At 72.9% G+C, this 16,826-nt stretch carries 15 protein-coding genes; 5 read left to right on the top strand and 10 right to left on the bottom strand.

The features are described 5' to 3' along the window. Positions 1-722: 722 nt before the first annotated feature. Together ACIBCA_RS27635 and ACIBCA_RS27630 are read right to left on the bottom strand one after the other, a co-directional pair. Positions 723-1,439: a HEAT repeat domain-containing protein gene (locus tag ACIBCA_RS27635; protein WP_396285715.1), complete on the bottom strand. Its 717-nt coding sequence runs from the start codon at positions 1,437-1,439 to the stop codon at positions 723-725. Beyond that, positions 1,436-2,029 carry a GNAT family N-acetyltransferase gene (locus tag ACIBCA_RS27630; protein WP_396285714.1) on the bottom strand — a complete coding sequence of 198 codons (594 nt, stop codon included), beginning with the start codon at positions 2,027-2,029 and terminating at the stop codon, positions 1,436-1,438. Before ACIBCA_RS27630 ends, ACIBCA_RS27635 begins: the two co-directional genes overlap by 4 nt. A 117-nt stretch (positions 2,030-2,146) precedes the next feature. Here ACIBCA_RS27630 and ACIBCA_RS27625 point away from each other — a divergent pair, with 117 nt between their 5' ends. After that, on the top strand, positions 2,147-2,668 hold the full coding sequence (locus ACIBCA_RS27625) for a GNAT family N-acetyltransferase (protein WP_396285731.1): 522 nt from the start codon (positions 2,147-2,149) through the stop codon (positions 2,666-2,668). A 7-nt stretch (positions 2,669-2,675) separates the two neighbouring features. Here the strand turns inward: ACIBCA_RS27625 and ACIBCA_RS27620 are convergent, their stop codons facing one another. Then, entirely contained in the window at positions 2,676-3,980 is a 1,305-nt protein-coding gene (locus ACIBCA_RS27620) for a geranylgeranyl reductase family protein (protein ID WP_396285713.1), read from the bottom strand. Between the two features lie 358 nt (positions 3,981-4,338). On the opposite strand from ACIBCA_RS27620, the gene ACIBCA_RS27615 reads away from it, so the two are divergent. Continuing rightward, on the top strand, positions 4,339-5,310 hold the full coding sequence (locus tag ACIBCA_RS27615; protein WP_396285712.1) for an LPXTG cell wall anchor domain-containing protein: 972 nt from the start codon (positions 4,339-4,341) through the stop codon (positions 5,308-5,310). 139 nt (positions 5,311-5,449) lie between these two features. On the opposite strand, the gene ACIBCA_RS27610 is transcribed toward ACIBCA_RS27615, so the two are convergent. The 3 genes from ACIBCA_RS27610 to ACIBCA_RS27600 form a co-directional block, all read right to left on the bottom strand. Continuing rightward, the gene (locus tag ACIBCA_RS27610) at positions 5,450-6,559 is read right to left on the bottom strand and encodes a calcium:proton antiporter (RefSeq protein ID WP_396285711.1); all 1,110 of its coding nucleotides are present in this window, start codon (positions 6,557-6,559) and stop codon (positions 5,450-5,452) included. 73 nt (positions 6,560-6,632) lie between these two features. Next, positions 6,633-8,246, bottom strand: coding sequence for a protein kinase (locus tag ACIBCA_RS27605; protein ID WP_396285710.1), 1,614 nt, complete (start codon positions 8,244-8,246; stop codon positions 6,633-6,635). Continuing rightward, positions 8,243-9,040, bottom strand: a complete 798-nt coding sequence (locus ACIBCA_RS27600; protein WP_396285709.1) for a serine/threonine protein kinase — start codon at positions 9,038-9,040, stop codon at positions 8,243-8,245. Before ACIBCA_RS27600 ends, ACIBCA_RS27605 begins: the two co-directional genes overlap by 4 nt. 299 nt (positions 9,041-9,339) lie before the next feature. On the opposite strand from ACIBCA_RS27600, the gene ACIBCA_RS27595 reads away from it, so the two are divergent. After that, positions 9,340-9,747, top strand: a complete 408-nt coding sequence (locus ACIBCA_RS27595) for a hypothetical protein (protein WP_396285708.1) — start codon at positions 9,340-9,342, stop codon at positions 9,745-9,747. Between the two features lie 138 nt (positions 9,748-9,885). Next, positions 9,886-10,722 carry a hypothetical protein gene (locus ACIBCA_RS27590; protein WP_396285707.1) on the top strand — a complete coding sequence of 279 codons (837 nt, stop codon included), beginning with the start codon at positions 9,886-9,888 and terminating at the stop codon, positions 10,720-10,722. Here ACIBCA_RS27590 and ACIBCA_RS27585 read toward each other — a convergent pair. The 3 genes from ACIBCA_RS27585 to ACIBCA_RS27575 form a co-directional block, all read right to left on the bottom strand. Continuing rightward, on the bottom strand, positions 10,700-11,572 hold the full coding sequence (locus tag ACIBCA_RS27585; RefSeq protein ID WP_396285706.1) for an NAD-dependent protein deacetylase: 873 nt from the start codon (positions 11,570-11,572) through the stop codon (positions 10,700-10,702). The genes ACIBCA_RS27590 and ACIBCA_RS27585 overlap by 23 nt on opposite strands. A gap of 120 nt (positions 11,573-11,692) precedes the next feature. After that, on the bottom strand, positions 11,693-12,163 hold the full coding sequence (locus ACIBCA_RS27580) for a hypothetical protein (RefSeq protein ID WP_396285705.1): 471 nt from the start codon (positions 12,161-12,163) through the stop codon (positions 11,693-11,695). Positions 12,164-12,301: 138 nt separating this feature from the next. After that, on the bottom strand, positions 12,302-14,149 hold the full coding sequence (locus ACIBCA_RS27575) for a putative Ig domain-containing protein (RefSeq protein ID WP_396285704.1): 1,848 nt from the start codon (positions 14,147-14,149) through the stop codon (positions 12,302-12,304). 639 nt (positions 14,150-14,788) lie between these two features. Here ACIBCA_RS27575 and nagB point away from each other — a divergent pair. After that, complete coding sequence (nagB, locus tag ACIBCA_RS27570; RefSeq protein ID WP_396285703.1) at positions 14,789-15,571, top strand: glucosamine-6-phosphate deaminase; 783 nt, start codon at positions 14,789-14,791, stop codon at positions 15,569-15,571. Positions 15,572-15,690: 119 nt separating this feature from the next. Here the strand turns inward: nagB and ACIBCA_RS27565 are convergent, their stop codons facing one another. Next, positions 15,691-16,821: an aminotransferase class I/II-fold pyridoxal phosphate-dependent enzyme gene (locus ACIBCA_RS27565; protein WP_396285702.1), complete on the bottom strand. Its 1,131-nt coding sequence runs from the start codon at positions 16,819-16,821 to the stop codon at positions 15,691-15,693. Positions 16,822-16,826 lie beyond the last annotated feature (5 nt).

Genomic DNA, 16,826 nt, shown 5'->3' with positions numbered 1-16,826 from the left:
CGGGCAAGTAGCAGGGTGAGACGCGGAGGAGCCCATCGGGTAGCCGCAGGCCGACCGGGCAGTGCACGGGCGGGCGGCGGAGTGCGAAAGGGGGCATCGGGTAGCCGCAGGCCGACCGGGCAGAGCACGGGCGGGCGGCGGAGCGCGAAAGGAGTCATCGGGTAGCCGCAGGCCGACCGGGCAGAGCGCGAGCGGGTGGCGGAGCGCGAAAGGGGTCATCGGGTAGCCGCAGGCCGACCGGGCAGTGCACGGGCGGGCGGCGGAGCGCGAAAGGGGGCATCGGGTAGCCGCAGGCCGACCGGGCAGTGCACAGGCGGGCGGCGGAGCGCGAAAGGGGTCATCGGGTAGCCGCAGGCCGACCGGGCAGTGCACGGGCGGGCGGCGGAGTGCGAAAGGGGGCATCGGGTAGCCGCGGCCCGGCCGGGCGGGTGACGGGGCGGGGCGGGGCGGGGAGGAGCCCATCGGGTAGCCGCGGGGCTCGCTCGTGGTGGGGGCGGGGGGCTGGTCCTGTCTTTCGGATGTTGTCGGTTGAGCGGGCGGCTCCCCCGGCCTTCGGCCGGGAGGTGCCCCCGTGGGTGCGTGCATCGGCCGCGCCGAGGAGGGAGCCGCTGCGGCGGGGGCACCTTCGGGCCGAAGGCTGGGGGCATTGGTGGCTGACGAGAAGCCGGTGGGGTGTGTGCCGCGGCGGCGGGTGCCCGGGAGGATGCGGGAGGGAGGGGTGGCTATGCGCGGAGGTGGGTGGCGGTGGTGGTTGCGTGGTGGCGGACGCGGGGGTCGGGGTCGGTGGTGAGGGTTTGGATGGCGGGGAGGGCGGTGGGGTGGTGGGACCAGGCGAGGGCGGAGAGGGCGTCGATGCGGACTTGGGGGTGGGGGTCGGTGAGGAGGGTGATGAGGAGGTCGACGGCGTGGGGGTGGTGGGGGGCGAGGGAGCCGAGGGTGCCGGCGGTGGCGGTGCGAACTTCGTCGGAGGGGTCGGTGGCGGTGTGGGCGAGGAGGTTCAGGTCCTCGGGGTGGCTGGTGAAGCCGAGTGTCCAGACGGCGACGGCGCGCAGGCGGGCGTCAGGGTCGGTGAGGAGGGGGTGGGCGGCTTCGCGGATGGCGGTCGGGTGTTGGTCGAAGAGGTCGCAGAGTACGGCGGAGAGGGAGTCCTGGTCGTCGCCGAGGTCGCGGGCGCCGGCTCGCAGGAGGACGGGCAGTGCGGCGGGGCCGGCGAGGCCCGCGAGGACGGCGGCGAGCGTGTCGCGGGCGTAGGGGTTGCCGGAGGCCATGGCGTCGTCGAGTGCGGTCTCCAGGGCGGGGACGAGGGAGAGGTCTCCGCAGTCGGCCAGCTGGTCGGCGAGGTCCGTCGACTCGTCGACGTCCGGGTCGAGGTCGTCGATGTCCGGGCCGAGGTCGTCGAGGAGGAGGAGCAGGCGGTCGAGCGATGCGGTGGCGGTCATGGCCGGACGGTAGCGCTCGGGGCCGGGTCGGTGGCGAGGCGGGCGTGCAGGTGCTCGTCGGCGTAGGTGTCGCCGTCGTAGCGGTGGGAGGCGCGGAGGGTGCCCTCGTACGGGTAGCCGCTGCGTTCGGCGACGCGGCAGGAGGGGGTGTTGCCCACCGCGTGCCAGAGTTCGATGCGGCGCAGGCCGGCCGTTTCGACGCCCCAGGTGGTCACGGAGTCGGTGGCGCGGGTGGCGAGGCCTCTGCCCCGGGCGGTGGGGAGGAGCCAGTAGCCGATCAGGGCGACGCCTTCGGCCTGGTCGGTCCAGCGCAGGGCGACGTTGCCGTGGAGGCTGCCGTCGACGGCGTCGGTGATCGCGAACGCGGCCGCGCTGCCCTTGGCCCAGCCGGTGACGCAGCGGTCGAGGTAGGCCTCGGCTTCGGCCGGGCCGGTGGCGCGCAGGGGGTTCCAGCGGGCGATCTCGGGGTCGGCCGCGGCGGCGACGAGGGCGGGGACGGTTCCGCCGGGCAGGTCGAGGGTCCGGCCCCAGGGGCGGAGGAGGGCGTCGCCGAGGTCGAGGACGGCGGGCCGGAAGTCGCGGCTGCTCATCCTGTCTTCCTATCCTCTGCACGCCCTCGCCCGCCAGTGAATAGGGCCCGTCCGCCAGTGGAAAAAGGGATCGCCCCGCCCGTGCCCCGGTGCGACGATCGACGGGTGATCGAGCTGATGACGGCCCACACCTCGGATGTGGACCGCGCCGTCCTGCACGAGGCGCGGGAGTTGCTGGACGTGGTCTTCGAGGGGGACATGACCCCGGAGGACTGGGAGCACGCGCTGGGCGGCGTGCACGCGTTGCTGTGGGAGGAGGGTCAACTGGTGGGCCACGCAGCCGTGGTGCAGCGCCGGGTGCTGCACGGCGGACGGGCGTTGCGGGCGGGGTACGTGGAGGCGGTCGGGGTGCGGGCGGACCGACGGGGGCGCGGGCACGGGGCGATGCTGATGGACGCCGTGGAGCGGGTGGTCGGCGGGGCGTACGAGCTGGGGGTGGTGGGCGCCTCGGACGAGGCCGTGGGCTTCTACCGGCGGCGGGGCTGGCGGCCCTGGCGGGGGCCGCTGTCGGCGCTGACACCGGAGGGTGTGCGGCCGACGCCCGAGGAGGCGGGGGCGATCTTCGTCCTCCCGGGCGCCGCGCCGCTGGACCTCTCCGGTGAGCTGACCTGCGACTGGCGCGACGGAGAGGTGTGGTGACTGACCGTCACTTTCCGGGGGCGACCCGTCCGATCAGGTGCAGCAGCCGGTCCAGCGCGTCCTTGGAGTTGGGCTCGGTGAGGTTGACCATCAGCCGGAAGGCGATCTTCAGCAGCGCCGGCCGACCGAGCCCGGCGGTTCCGGCGGCGCCGAGGAGGCGGGGGCGGCCGAGGAGGTCGGCGGCGAGCCGGCCGAGGGCGAAGTAGCCGGCGTAGGCGGAGCGCAGGGCCTGCGGGTAGGTGCGCAGGGCGAGTTCGCGGCCGCGGTCGGTGCGGCGGGCGAGGGCCTGGACGACGCTCTCGGCGGCGAAGCGGCCGGATTCCATGGCGTAGGCGATGCCCTCGCCGGTGCCGGGGCTGACGGTGCCGCCGGCGTCGCCGACGAGCAACAGGCCGTCCGCGTAGTGGGGTTGGCGGTTGAGGCCCATGGGGAGGGCGGAGCCGCGGATGGGTTCGGTGACGGCCTCGGGGGTGTAGCCGTACTCGGGCGGCAGTTCCTCGCACCAGCGGCGCAGCAGGTCGCGCCAGTCGAGGTCGACGTGGGCGGTGTCGAGCACGCCGAGGCCGACGTTGGCGGTGCCGTCGCCCATGCCGAACACCCAGGCGTAGCCGGGCAGGAGGCGGCGGGTGCGGTCGTCGGGGTCGCGCAGGTCGAGCCAGGCTTCGAGGTAACGGTCCTCGTGGCGCGGGGTGGTGAAGTACGTGCGGTAGGCGACGCCCATGGCGCGGTCGGTGCGGCGGTGGCGGTTCATCGCGACGGAGAGGCGGGTGGAGTTGCCGTCGGCGGCGAGGACGATCGGGGCCCGGTACTCGACGGGCTCGCGCCCCTCCCCCAGTCTGGCACTGACCCCGGTGATGCGGCGGGTGCGCTCGTCGACCGACGGGCCCGTCACGTTGGCGCGTTCGACGAGCCGGGCGCCGGCGGCGGCGGCCCGGCGGGCGAGGAGCTCGTCGAAGTCGGCGCGCCGGCGCACGAGTCCGTACCCGGGGTAGGCGGACAGCTCGGGCCAGTCGAACTCGAGGCGGCGTCCGCTCGCGACCAGGCGCAGGCCCTTGTTGTGGAGCCAGCCGGCCTCTTCGGAGACGTCGATGCCCATGTCGGTGAGCTGTTTGACGGCGCGCGGGGTGAGTCCGTCGCCGCAGACCTTCTCGCGGGGGAAGGCGGACTTCTCCAGCAGCAGGACGTCCAGGCCCGTGCGGGCGAGGTGGTAGGCGGCGGCGGAGCCGGACGGGCCGGCGCCGACGACGATGACGTCGGCCTCCTCGACGCCGCGGTCCGTCCTGGCGGTCACCTGCTGCTGCGGACCGGGCATCGCGCGCTCCCACGGGGTCGGCTGGGCTGGGCTCTGGCGGGTCGGACCGGCCGGTGCCTCTCCTGCACCAGTGGGCTCGGCGGTCCCAGACGGACGATAGAGAACCGCCCCGGTCGCCCGCTCCCCCGACACGCGGGCGAGTGTCCGCGACCGGTCAATACCGGCCACCGCGCGCCCCGGGGCTCCGGCGATTGAGGTGGTCACGACGCACACGAATCACCCACGGGCGCGTGATCGGATCGTAGTGACGAACTGTTCGCCACATATCGGCCACAACGACCCAATCCGGCCAAACGCTCCTTGCGTCCGTCCGCCCACTACGGGAACTTTTGTGCCCCTCCCGTCGAATGGAACTCCCATGCACCTCCGCTCCACCGCCGCGCGCGCCATGGTGGCCGTCCCGACCGCCGCCGCGCTGATGCTGCTCGCCCCTCTCGCGCAGGCCGCCGCCGGTGGTGGCAAGGGCGCCCCCGGCAACAACGGCACCGTGAAGATCCACAACGCCGGCACCGGGGAGGAGGACACCCGCAACGAGCCCAAGGTCTGCTCGTTCTACCTCGACTCCTTCGGCTTCGACCCGGGCCAGGTCGTGCTCTGGGAGATCCACCGGAAGGACGGCGGCAAGGAGACCGTCGCCAAGGTCGGCCTGATCCCGGTCCTGGCGAACGGTCACGTGCGCACCGAGGACATCCACCTGCCCGACGGGATGTACAAGCTGTACTGGGGGTCGGTCGAGATGGTCGACGGCAAGATGCCGGCCAACCCCAGGGTCAACAACCCCAAGCACAAGGTCTTCAAGGTCGACTGCGGCGCCGAGTCCCCGAGCCCGACCAAGACGCCAACCGTCACGCCGTCGGCCACCGTGACGCCCTCCGTCACGCCGTCGGCCACCAAGACGCCGTCCGCCACGCCGACGACGCCTGCGGCCACCCCGACCACCCCCACCGGGACCCCCACCACCCCGGCGGCCACCCCGACCACGCCGGCCCCGACCACCCCGGCCCCGACCACCCCCGCTCCGACCGAGCCGGGCACCCCGGAGCCGACGACCCCGGCCACGGGCGCGCCGAGTCCCAAGCCGACCGACGACAAGCCCACCGCCACCGTCCCGGTGACGACCCCGCCGGCCGACACCCCGGCCAACCCGGACCAGCCGCTGGAGAACGCCGCCAAGCTGCCCGTCCCGACGCCGACCCCGATAGCCGACGGCAAGAAGCTGGCCTCCACCGGCAGCGACGGCACCCTGCTCTACGCGGGCGCCGGCACCGTGCTGCTGGCCGCCGGCGCGGGCGCGGTGGTCTACACCCGCCGTCGCCGCACCACCGCCTGAGGCACCTGAAAGCCCTGGGCGGCCCTGATCAGCACTGCTCGTATGCCTGATCAGGGCCGCCCGGGCACCACTGAGCCCCTGGCCCCGCGACATCGCGGCCGGCCAGGGGCTCCCGTGTGTGACTACGGGCGCGGCGCCGTCAGGGGTTCACCGCCAGCACCACGAACTCCGCCAGCAGCGCCAGGTGCAGCGCCCCTTGGAGCAGCGTCGCCCGGCGCGGGATGACGGTGAGGGTGCCGAGGACGATGGTGAGCGTCAGCAGCACCAGGTGGGAGGGTTCGAGCCCGAGGACGAGCGGGCCCTCCAGCCAGGCGGAGGCGACGGCCACGGCCGGGATGGTCAGGCCGATGCTGGCGAGCGCCGAGCCGAGCGCGAGGTTGAGGCTGGTCTGCACCCGGTTGCGGGCGGCCGCGCGCAGCGCCGCGATGGTCTCCGGCAGCAGCACCATCAGCGCGATGATCACACCGACCACGGCGTGCGGCAGCCCGGCGTCCTCGACGGCGGACTCGATGGTCGGCGAGACGCCCTTGGCCAGACCCACCACGGAGACCAGGGCGACGGCGAGCAGCAGCAGGCTGACGCCCGCGGCCCGGAGGGTGGGCGGGGTGGCGTGGTCCTCCTCGTCCTCGATCCGGCGGACCTTGCCCTCCGGGGTGACGGGCAGGAAGTAGTCCCGGTGGCGCAGGGTCTGGGTGGCGACGAACAGGCCGTAGACGACGAGCGAGGCGGCGGCCGCGTAGCTGAGCTGGGTGGTCGAGAACTGCGGGCCCGGGGAGCTGGTGGTGAAGGTCGGCAGCACCAGGCTGAGGGTGGCGAGGGTGGCGATGCAGGCCAGGGCCGTCCCGGTGCCCTCGGCGTTGAAGACCGCGGTGCGGTACTTGATCGCGGCCACGATGATGGACAGGCCGAGGATGCCGTTGCAGGTGATCATCACGGCGGCGAACACGGTGTCGCGCGCCAGGGTGGAGGACTTGTCGCCGCCGTCCGCCATCAGGGTGACGATCAGGGCGACTTCGATCACGGTGACCGCCACGGCGAGGACCAGCGACCCGAACGGCTCGCCGGACCAGTGGGCGATGACCTCGGCGTGGTGCACGGCGGAGAGCACGGCGGCCATCAGGAACACCGCGACCACGCCGACCGCCCAGCCGGGCAGGTCCTTGTGCCAGGTCAGGGCGAGGACGACGAACGACACCACCGGAACGACGACGGTCCATTGCGCGGTGGCCGCGCGGAGCTTCGTGATCATGCGCCCGAGAATGACAGACCGGAGGCCCGCCATCCGGTTGACCGGGCCGCCGTACGGACGGATGTGGCACAACTCATCCCGATTTGCCCGGTGACCCACCGTAGTCGGCCAGGTAGCGGAGCACCCGGTCGACGTGCGGGCGCACCCGGTCGGGGACTCCCCCGGCGGCCCTGACGGTCTTGTCGCTGGTGCGGTAGGCGGCGGTGACGAGGGCGGGCAGGTCGCGGGTGAGGCCGTGGCCCTTGAGCTGCTGGTCGAGCCAGCAGACGTAGTTGCCCATGGCCGCGATCGCGTCGCCCGGATCGAGGTACGACTTCGGGCCTTCGTGGGTGGCGGCGCGGGCCCAGGCGTCGAAGACGGAGGGGGTCCACATGGCGATGCCGTACTCGCCCGTCTCCGGGCGGGCGGCGGCCGGGTCGAAGCCGCTCTCGGCCTTGAGCATGGCGGCCAGCAGGACGGGGGTGATCTCCGGTTCGGGGCAGCGGCGGGCGGCGGTCTCGATCATTCCCCGGTAGGCGGTCGGCACGTCCGAGTCGGGCGGGATGGCGCCGGGCTGCGGGGGTGCGGCCGGGGCCGGGGGCGATGGGGTCGGTACGGGGGCGGCGGGCTCGGGCGCCCCGGCGAGGGCGAGGACGGCCAGGGCGCAGGCGTACGCGGAGACCTTCGTCGCGAGGCGCGCAGGCCCCGCGAGGCGCGCGCGGGCCTTCGGGCGCGTCAGCGACCTCGGGGTCTTCGGGGTCTTCGGGGTCTTCGGAGCCTTCGGGGCCCGGGGCGCCCGGACGGCCTCCGCGACGAGGGCGGCGAGGTCGGTGTGTTCCCGGTCCTCCCGCACCGGGGCCAGGCAGGCGGCGACCACCGGCCGCCAGCGCTCGGGCAGCGCCTCGTCGAGCCGCAGCGGGGCGGCGCCGCGCGCGTAGGCCTGGGCGGCGAGGGAGCGGGCCCGGGCGGTGGCGCCGAGGAAGGGGTGCAGGCCCCCGGTGAGCAGCTGGTGGGCGATCACGCCGAAGGCCCAGACGTCGGCACTGGGGCGCAGCGCCACGCCGCGCGCGCCGGTGCGCTGGGACCACCACTCGGGCGGGACGTGGTCGGGCGAGCCGAGCGGCGGGGCGTAGGCGTGGGTGCCCTCGAGCTCGGCGGTGAGGCCGAAGTCGGCGATCCTGGCGCTGCCGTCGGGCATCAGCAGGATGTTGGCCGGTTTCAGGTCCCCGTGGACCCAGCCGGCGCGGTGCATGTGGACGAGCCCGGAGCAGACCTCCGCGAGGATGCGCTCGGCCCCGGGGGCGGGGTCACCGGGGCCGGCGGTGGCGAGGAGGTCCGCGAGGCTGCGGGCGGCGCGTTCCATCACCAGGGCGAGGGCACCGTCGAGGGCGGGGTGGGCCGGGTCGTCGACGGTGAGGACGGCGAGCGTGCGGATCAGGTGGGGGTGGTCGGCCCGGCGGCTGAACCGCTGTTCGCGGTGGGCGAGTTGGGCCATGGTGGCGCGCTGGCCGGGGCTGAGGCGGGCGGGGCCGAGGAACTTGACGGCGACGGGGGCGCCGTCCGGGCCGTGGGCGGCGTGCACCCGGCCCCAGGCACCGGCACCGATGAGCGGGCCGAGGCGGTACCCGGCGAGGGCGTAGCCGTCGGGGACGTCCGGGACGCCGGGGACGTCCTGGGCGCCGGGGACGTCGGGGGCGCCGGACTTCACGGACGGGTGCCAGGGGCGTGCGCCCGGCGCGGTGGGAGCAGGGCGAGGTGCTCCTCCCGGACGAGGTCGAACCTGAGCGCCAGCGCGACGAGTTCCTCCCGCTTGCCGCCGCCCGGCCCCTCCTCGTACGGCTCGCGCAGCCGCAGTTTCGTCGCCGTCAGGTAGTCGATGTGGTAGTTCACGGCGGAGCGGCTGAGGCTCTGGCAGCCGGGCAGGGCGCGCAGCCGGGCCAGCACCTCGGTGACGCCGGGGACGGCGGCGGCGGAGGGCGAGCGCAGCCTCGGTTCGCAGAGGGCGAGCAGCACCAGGAAGTACTTGGCGGTCGGGTCGAGGGCGAACGGGCTGACGGTGTGCTCGCCGGGTTCTCCGGGCCGGCCGCGCCCGCCGTCCGGACCGCCGGGGCGGCCCTCGAGGTAGGCGTGCTGCGGGGCGAAGACCTTGAAGGTGGCGGGTTCGCCGAGGGCGGGCAGCAGGACGCGGGAGAACTCGAACGGCACGGGCGCGCCGAGTCTGCCGGGGGCGACCTTCACGTGCTCGCCGGCGCCCTCCAGGTTCTCCACCACGTAGGTGGCGGAGGCGCTGAAGTTGGACAGCCGCCAGTAGTCCTCGGCGGCGACGACCTCGCCCGCGCTGCGGGAGACGCCCTGGTCGGGCAGGGGGATGGCGGCGGGCCTTCCGGGCTCGCCCCGGCCGAAGACGGCGCTCTCGCCGGGGCCCATCCGCAGCAGTGCGGGGGCCGCTGCTCGCGCCACCGCCCGTGCCGGGCCGGGGAGTTGAACGATGACCGTGTCCACGCGTGCACCTCCGTGGGATCGGGTCGATGGTATCCGTCCGATCCGGCGAGACGGATCCCGGCCACTCGGACGAGTGACACCGGATATCGGAAACCCGCCGAATGCCCGTGCGCCACAGACGAACTGATCATCCGTCAAGCCGAAAGTTGTCCGTGTGCTGAACATTCGATAACGGTTGCAGGACGTAGTTGAACGATCACCATGAGTGTGACGCAACGCACAGTGGTCGATTCTCCACTCGTTGTGTAAGACTCATCCCAAGGAGTGAGATTCCCTTAATTTCCAAGGAGGTTCATAACATGCGCACTCGGATCGCAGCTGTGATGATGACGGTGGCAGGGATCGCGGGGCTCTCCGCAGCGCCCGCCATGGCCACCACGGCGACGGCCGAGCCCGGCACCACGGCCTGCACCACGGTGCTGAACCGCCCGTGCCTCTCCCACGAGTCGAACAGCGGCGGTGTCGTCGGCGTCGCCCGCGTCACCGCCGACCCGAGCCAGTTGACCGTCGTCCGCGTCGAGCTCCGCACCCAGGCCGCCTGGGGCAGCCCGTGGGAGACCGTCGCCTCGGCCACCACCGTCCGTTACGGCTCCGCCGAAGCCACCACCCAGCGCGTGGTGACCGACAAGCTGCGGATCGTCTGTGCCACCGCCGGCCCGGCGCTGGACGCGGCCCAGCAGGTGACCACCTGTACCAACCCGTTCTAAGCGCCTCCGCGAGGACGGCGCCGCCCGGCCCGGAATGGCAGTTCCGGGCCGGGCCCCTTCGTCTCTCCCCTTCCGGCGGTCCTCGGGCGGGCAGGCACAGGAGTAGCCTGAGCCGGAAATATGATCTTCGGGAGAGATATGTCCGCCACCCCGCGACCTCGCGTCCTGCTCGTCACCGACCTCGCCTACCCGGCCCGGGGCCGCCGGTACTGCGACGAGGACATCGCGCTCTCCGCCCGCCTGCGCGAGGACTTCGACCTCGCCCTGTGCCACCCGCTGGACGCCGTCACCCTGATGGACGCCTTCGACGTGGTGCTCGTCCGCAACAGCGGCCCGGTGCTCAACTACCCCGCCGCGTACGAGGAGTTCCGCACCCGGGCACTCGAGCGCGGCACCCGCGTCCACCCGGGGCTGACCGGGCGGGGCGACATGGCGGGCAAGAAGTACCTGCTCGACCTCACCTCCGCCGGGTACCCCGTCATCCCCACCGTGGACCGGGCCGAGGACCTCCACCGCCTGCCCGTCGTCGCCGAGTACGTCGTCAAGCCGAAGCTCGGCGCCGACTCCATCGGCCTGCGGACCGTCCCCGTCGAGGAGCTCGGCTCCGTCGGGTACGAGCGCGGCGTCCTGGTCCAGCCGCTGATCCCCTTCACGTACGAGGTCTCGTTCTACTTCGTCGACGACGCCTTCCAGTACGCCCTGTACGCCCCCGACCCCGAGCAGCGCTGGCGCCTCGAACCGTACGAACCCACCGCAGCGGACCTGGAGTTCGCCCGCCGCTTCATCGCCTGGAACACCGTCGGGCACGGCGTCCAGCGGGTCGACGCCTGCCGTACGCCCGAGGGGGAGCTCCTGCTCGTCGAGCTGGAGGACCTCAACCCCTACCTCTCCCTGGACCTCCTCGACCCGGCCACCCGGGACGGGTTCGTCGCCGCCCTCAAGGCGTCCCTGCTCAAGCTGGCCACGACGCCCTGACACGGCGCGAAGCCTCCGCCAGCACCGCGCCCAGCGGGAGGGCGACCCTGGCCTCGGCCAGGTCGTCCCCGCGGGTCGCGCCCTGGTTGACGATCACCACGGGCGTGCCCGCGCGGGCCGCGTGGCGTACGAAGCGCAGGCCCGACAGCACGGCGAGTGAGGAGCCGAGGACCACCAACGCCTGGGCGGCGTCGACGAGTTCGTAGCAGCGCTGGACCCGGGGCTTGGGCACGCTCTCGCCGAAGAAGACGACGTCCGGCTTGAGGACTCCCCCGCAGGCGAGGCAGGGGGCGATCCGGAAACAGTCCACCAGGCCCGGCGCCAGCTCGGCGTCGCCGTCCGGGTTGAGCCGCGGCTGCGGCTGCGGCTGCGCCACCTCTGCGCGGAAACCGGCGTTCAGCTCCTCCAGCCGCTCGTCCAGCTCCGCGCGCGAGGTGGTGCGCCGGCACTCCAGGCACACCACCCGGCGCAGCCCGCCGTGCAGTTCCACCGCGGTGCGGGTGCCGGCCGCGTGGTGCAGGCCGTCCACGTTCTGGGTGATCACGGCGGCGACATGGCCCGAGCGCCGCAGCTGCTCCACCGCCCGGTGCCCGGCGTTGGGCTCGGCCCGGGCGATCGTGCGCCAGCCGACGTGGCTGCGCGCCCAGTAGCGGCGGCGGGCCGCGTCGCTGCCCGTGAACTCCTGGTACGTCATCGGCGTGCCGCGCCGGCGGCTGCCGCTCTCACCCCGGTAGTCGGGGATGCCCGACTCCGTCGACAGCCCGGCCCCGCTGAGCACCACCACGCCCCGCCCGGCCAGCAGCCGCACCAGCGCCTCCAGCCCGGCCGCGTCGGCCGCGGTTCCGTCCATGCCGTTCAGCCTAGGACTCGGCCACGGGCGGGCGCGAGCGCGGGTGTCTGAAGAGCAGGTGTCCGAAGAGCGGGTGGATGAGGTGCGGGTGGGTGAGGTGCGGGTGCCTGAGGAGCGGGGTCAGCCCGTGACGTCGACGGTGAGGTCGTAGGTGCGCTGGCCCGGGGCGCAGAGGAGGGCTTCGCCGCAGACGGTGCGGGAGGCGGTGAGGTGGGCCGTGCCGGGGGTGCGGGCGGTGAAGGAGGTGGCGACCGTTCCGCAGCCGCCGCCCGGGCGGCAGGAGGGGGACGGGGACGCGGCCGGGGACGCGGTCGGGGACGGGGAGCCCGTCGGGGCGAGGACCTCGGGGGCGGAGCTGGCGGCCGGGGACCAGTAGGTGCTGTGCAGTTCGACGGTGACCGTCGTACCCACGGCGACCTTGACGGTGGTGCGGTTGGCGTCCTCGCCGGCGGTGACGGCGGCGGGCGTGGACGTGGAGGCGGGGGCGGACGCGGAGGCAGCGGAGCCGGTCGAGCCGCAGCCGGTGAGGGCCAGGCCCAGGAGGGCGGAGGCGCAGGTCAGAGCGAGGGTGGCGGGTCTTCTCAGGTTCACGGTCGTTCCTTGTGCAGGGGGTGGTTGCAGCAGTGTCGGTTCGACGCGCCGGAGGCCGAGGCGGCTCCCCCCCCCGGAGAAGAAAACCGCACCGGGGCGGGCACGAGGCCCACCCCGGTGCGTACGGCGCGGCGGTCGTCAGGAGACGGTCACGTCGTCGTAGGAGGTGTAGGTGGCGTCACCCGCGTAGTTGTCGTCGTGGTTGGCGAGGGTGAGGGTGTAGCTGTGGCCGGGGGTGACGGTGGCCGTGGTGTTGGTCCAGGAGCCCGCCGTGGTGCAGGTCTTGGCCAGCACGGTGGTCGTGGTGCCGGTGGTGTTGTCCTTGAGGGTCGCGGTCGCCCAGTCGTAGGTCAGGGTGTCCGGGCAGGTGTTCTTGGACCAGAAGGACAGCTTGCTGGAGCCGGTCGGCGCCGTGAAGGTCTGGGCGGCGGTGGAGTCCCCGGTCGGGTTGGTGGAGCCGAGCAGCAGACCGTAGGAACCGGTGTGGGCGGACCCGGCCGGGGCGGAGGCACTGCCGGTGGTGGTCCAGCCGGTGGTGTTGCCGGTCTCGAAGCCGCCGTTGGTGATCGCGTTGCCGCCACCACCGCCGGTGGACTCGGTCCAGGTGAAGCTGGTGCTGCCGGTGGCGCTCGTGGTGTCGGTCGCGGTGACCGTCACGCTGGAGGAGCCGGAGGCGGTGGGCGTGCCGGAGATCAGGCCGGTCGAGGAGTTGATCGACAGACCGGCGGGCAGGCCCGTGGCCGAGTAGGTCAGGGTCTGACCGGTGGCCGAGTCACTGGCGCTGATCTGCAGGCTGGCGGCGGTGCCGACGGTGCCGCTCTGGCTGCCCGGGTTGGTGACGGTCACGGTGTTGCCGTGGTTCAGGATGGCGTGCGAGATCGCGCAGGAGTTGGTGTCGTTCGACCAGCTGGCCTGCTCGGCGAAGGTGCCGTAGGAGCCGAACGAGATGTTGGCCGCGCCGCCGGTGCTGCCGGGCCTGATCCAGGCGCACTCGTCGGAGTTCTCCTGGCCGTTGTAGCTGCTGCCGCTGACGTGGTTGGTCCAGCCGCCCGCCGGGTTCTGGTCGGACATCATCTCCTGCCACTCGTGGCCGAGAGTCATCGTGTAACCGTCCAGCGTGCCGGGCGAGTTGACGAAGCCCACGCCGCAGTTGGAGCCCTGGTCGATGTTGTACGGCTGGTTGGAGAACGCGATGTCGCCGTAGGGCGAGCTGGCCGCGCCGCCGGTGAGGGTGGTGTCGCCGTTCCAGTCGTGCCAGGCGCAGTACCCGGTGGTGGGGTTCTGGTAGTCGTCCGGGTTGGTGCCGTGCGGCGACAGGATGATGTAGTACGCGTCGCGGTTCGCGGCGGCGGTGGTGTTGCCGAAGTGGGCGGCCGCGTTGACGGCCTCCACGCCCAGCTGGTGGCCGCTGGCCTGGGCCGGCGAGGCGGCCGCGTTGTCGTACCAGACGCCGGAGAGCACGCCGCCGCTCTGGTACGGGATGAAGTTGGCGTTCGACGGGCAGCTGACGGCGCCGGCGGCGACGTTGGGGCCGTCGCACCACTGGGTCAGGTCGGCGGACCAGGTCTCGCCGTTGGTGCCGATGCCCTTGAACATCTGCTGGGTGGCACCGGCGGCGCCGGCCGAGTCGCCGGAGAACTTGGCGTTGCCGTTGGCGTCGGTGGTCTGGGTGCCCCACTGGCTGCCGTAGAAGACCAGGTAGACCTTGGAGTGGCCGCTCTGCACGCCGATGCCGTCGACGCCGCCGCCGTAGGACAGCGTCTGCTGGCCGGTGGCCGCCGCCCGGTTCTGCGCGGCGAGCCACTTCTTGTAGTTCTCGTGCTGCTGGAGACCCTGGACCGCACCGTGACGGTACGGGTGGCCCTGCTGGGGGCTCCAGGGGTTGAACTCGTTGCCCGTGCTGGACGCGACACCGGGGATGTCCTGTGCGGCGGCCGGACCGGCCACGCCGGCGAGGCCGGCGGCGGCGAGTGCCAGGGACGCCATTCCGGTGAGCGTCGCATACCTGGCGCGCCGCAGTGTGCGGGAGTGACCCATGGGTGAGGGTGCCCTCTCTCGTACCGATCGCCCGGACGGCCGGGGAGGCCGTGGACGATCCCTTTGTGGGGGGAAGGAACCGACGGCGAATTCCATCGGGCGACGATTCCGGCGAGTTGATCCGCACGTCCGGAATTGACGGCCCGACGGTGGGGGCCGTCTGCTGGGCATGAAGAAAAGCAGAGCTGATGAACACAGGTCAACGGGAAAGGGTAAGGGTTTATTAAGAACGGCATCGGAGCAGGTGAGATGCCGTTAAGTCGCATACTTGAAGCGAAGTTGACGCGCGTAACCATTCACTGAATAACGGTCGACGAAGGATCTCTCATTCACCGGTTGCCCACATTCGTGACCGCAGGGATATTCACCTGGACACGAACCGAATTCGCTTGAGGTCCGCACCTTCGGACGCATTCGGATTTCGTGCGGCGGCGGGACGGTGCGGCGGGCGGGCGCCGGGTGCGGCGCGGGAGGCGTCCGCGAGCCGGACCCGGGTGGACCTGAGACCCCCGAACACGGCAAAATGGTCTAGACCCTTGAGGTCTAGACCTCAGCTTTTGCCAGCCTCGCCTCAGAACGGTGGACCGTATGGAAATCGTGATCGTCCCTGACCCCGCAGCGGCCGGCGAGCTCATCGCCGCGGCGATCACCGACCTGCTGACCGACAAGCCCGAGGCGCTGCTCGGCGTGGCCACCGGCTCCACGCCGCTGCCGATCTACCAGTCCCTGGCCGCGCGGGTCGCCGACGGCCGCCTGGACGCCTCCCGCGCCCGGATCTGCCAGCTGGACGAGTACGTGGGCCTGCCCGCCGGGCACCCCGAGTCCTACCGTTCCGTCGTGCTGCGCGAGGTCGTCGAGCCGCTCGGCCTCACCGAGGACTCCTTCCTCGGCCCGGACGGCAACGCCGAGGACATCGCCGCCGCCGCCGTCGCCTACGACCGCGCGCTCGCCGAGGCCGGCGGCGTCGACCTGCAGATCCTGGGCATCGGCACGGACGGCCACATCGGCTTCAACGAGCCCTGCTCCTCGCTGTCCTCGCGCACCCGGATCAAGACCCTGACCCGGCAGACCCGCGTGGACAACGCCCGGTTCTTCGACAGCATCGACCAGGTGCCGCACCACGTGATCACCCAGGGCATCGGCACCATCCTGGAGGCCCGCCACCTGGTGCTGCTCGCCACCGGCGAGGCCAAGGCCGAGGCCGTCGCCCTGGCCGTGGAGGGCCCGCTGGCCGCCGTCGTCCCCGCCTCGGCGCTGCAGCTGCACCAGCACGCGACCGTGGTGGTCGACGAGGCCGCCGCCTCCAAGCTCAAGCTCGCGGACTACTTCCGCGACACCTACGCGGCGAAGCCGGCCTGGCAGGGGCTGTAAGCGGTCGGCGACCAGCGGCTTTACGGCCGGGGGCGTGGCCACCGAACGATTCGGTGGCCACGCCCCCGGCCTTTCTCTTACCTGGTTAAATTTCTGCCCTGGATAGGATCCTGCCCGGGTCAGCGCTTGCGCAGCCAGTCCCCGAAGGCGTCCAGCGCCGGCCCGGGGTCGCGGCGGCCGATGCCGATGCGGAAGCGGTCGGCGGGGGTGGGCGTCAGCTCGGAGCGGTAGACGCTCCCGGGCAGCAGGAGCACGCCCGTCTCCTCCACCAGGCCCGTGCAGAACGCCTCCACCCCGCCTGCGCCCAGGTAGCGCGGGAACGCGGCGCAGCCGCCGTCCGGGGCGCGCCACTCGAAGAGCTCGCCGAACTCGGCGAAGAAGGCGTCGAACCGCGGGACGTTCTCCGCGACGATCGCCCGGTTGCGGGCCAGGATGCGCCCGCGGGCGGTGACGGCGATCCGCGCCAGAACCTCGCTGGGCGCCGAGTTGCAGATGGTGGTGTAGTGCTTGGCCCGCTCCAGGCGGGAGCGCAACTCCCGGTCGCGGCAGGCGATCCAGCCGACCCTCAGGCCCGCCAGGCCCAGCGACTTGGAGACCACGTTGAGCGAGAGCGCGCGCTCGGACAGGTCGGCGGCCTGCGGCAGGGCGCGGGCGGGGTCACGCTCCAGGCCGCGGTAGACCTCGTCCGAGAAGAGCCGGATGCCGCGCTCCTCGCACAGTTCGGCGAGCCGGAGGAAGTCGGCCGCCGGGATGACCTTCCCGGTGGGGTTGTTCGGGAAGTTGACGGAGAGCACCTTGGTGGTGGGCCGCAGCGCCGCCTCGACGGCGTCGAGGTCGAGCGCCCAGTCGTCGTTCTCGTCCAGCGCGACGCCGGTGACCTCGCACAGGGAGAGCGGAATCGTCTCGGCGGACTGGTAGCCGGGCGTCACCACTACGGCGTGGTCGCCCGGTTCCAGCAGGACCTGCATGGCGAGGTTGAGGCCCTCCTGGGCACCACCGAAGCAGACCACGTCCTCGGCCTCGACGTTCTCGTACATCCCGGCGATCGCCCGGCGCAGCCCCGGGTCACCGAAGGTCTCGGTGTAGCCGAGGGAGAGGCCCTCCCAGGCTTCGCGGTCCTCGGGGCCGGCCAGGGCGAGGAGTTCGGCCATGGTCATGGTCTCGGCGTCGGAGGCGGCGAGGTGGTACCGAGCGGTGAACTCCCAGCGGGAGAAGTAGGTTTCGAGCCGGAAGTCGGGCAGTCGGGTCATGGTCC

Origin of the sequence: Kitasatospora sp. NPDC051170 (assembly GCF_044455705.1) — a bacterium.
Classification (GTDB): domain Bacteria; phylum Actinomycetota; class Actinomycetes; order Streptomycetales; family Streptomycetaceae; genus Kitasatospora.
The sequence above is the reverse complement of the archived record's forward strand: the minus strand, read 5'-3'. Positions and strand labels throughout refer to the sequence as shown.

Bases quoted from the DNA above. Each gene is read 5' to 3' on its own strand.
- ACIBCA_RS27620 (WP_396285713.1), bottom strand. From the start codon at position 3,980: ATGCCCGGTCCGCAGCAGCAGGTGACCGCCAGGACGGACCGCGGCGTC.
- ACIBCA_RS27565 (WP_396285702.1), bottom strand. From the start codon at position 16,821: ATGACCCGACTGCCCGACTTCCGGCTCGAAACCTACTTCTCCCGCTGG.
- ACIBCA_RS27595 (WP_396285708.1), top strand. From the start codon at position 9,340: ATGCGCACTCGGATCGCAGCTGTGATGATGACGGTGGCAGGGATCGCG.
- ACIBCA_RS27635 (WP_396285715.1), bottom strand. From the start codon at position 1,439: ATGACCGCCACCGCATCGCTCGACCGCCTGCTCCTCCTCCTCGACGAC.
- ACIBCA_RS27610 (WP_396285711.1), bottom strand. From the start codon at position 6,559: ATGATCACGAAGCTCCGCGCGGCCACCGCGCAATGGACCGTCGTCGTT.
- ACIBCA_RS27615 (WP_396285712.1), top strand. From the start codon at position 4,339: ATGCACCTCCGCTCCACCGCCGCGCGCGCCATGGTGGCCGTCCCGACC.
- ACIBCA_RS27585 (WP_396285706.1), bottom strand. From the start codon at position 11,572: ATGGACGGAACCGCGGCCGACGCGGCCGGGCTGGAGGCGCTGGTGCGG.
- ACIBCA_RS27625 (WP_396285731.1), top strand. From the start codon at position 2,147: ATGACGGCCCACACCTCGGATGTGGACCGCGCCGTCCTGCACGAGGCG.
- nagB (WP_396285703.1), top strand. From the start codon at position 14,789: ATGGAAATCGTGATCGTCCCTGACCCCGCAGCGGCCGGCGAGCTCATC.
- ACIBCA_RS27630 (WP_396285714.1), bottom strand. From the start codon at position 2,029: ATGAGCAGCCGCGACTTCCGGCCCGCCGTCCTCGACCTCGGCGACGCC.
- ACIBCA_RS27590 (WP_396285707.1), top strand. From the start codon at position 9,886: ATGTCCGCCACCCCGCGACCTCGCGTCCTGCTCGTCACCGACCTCGCC.
- ACIBCA_RS27575 (WP_396285704.1), bottom strand. From the start codon at position 14,149: ATGGCGTCCCTGGCACTCGCCGCCGCCGGCCTCGCCGGCGTGGCCGGT.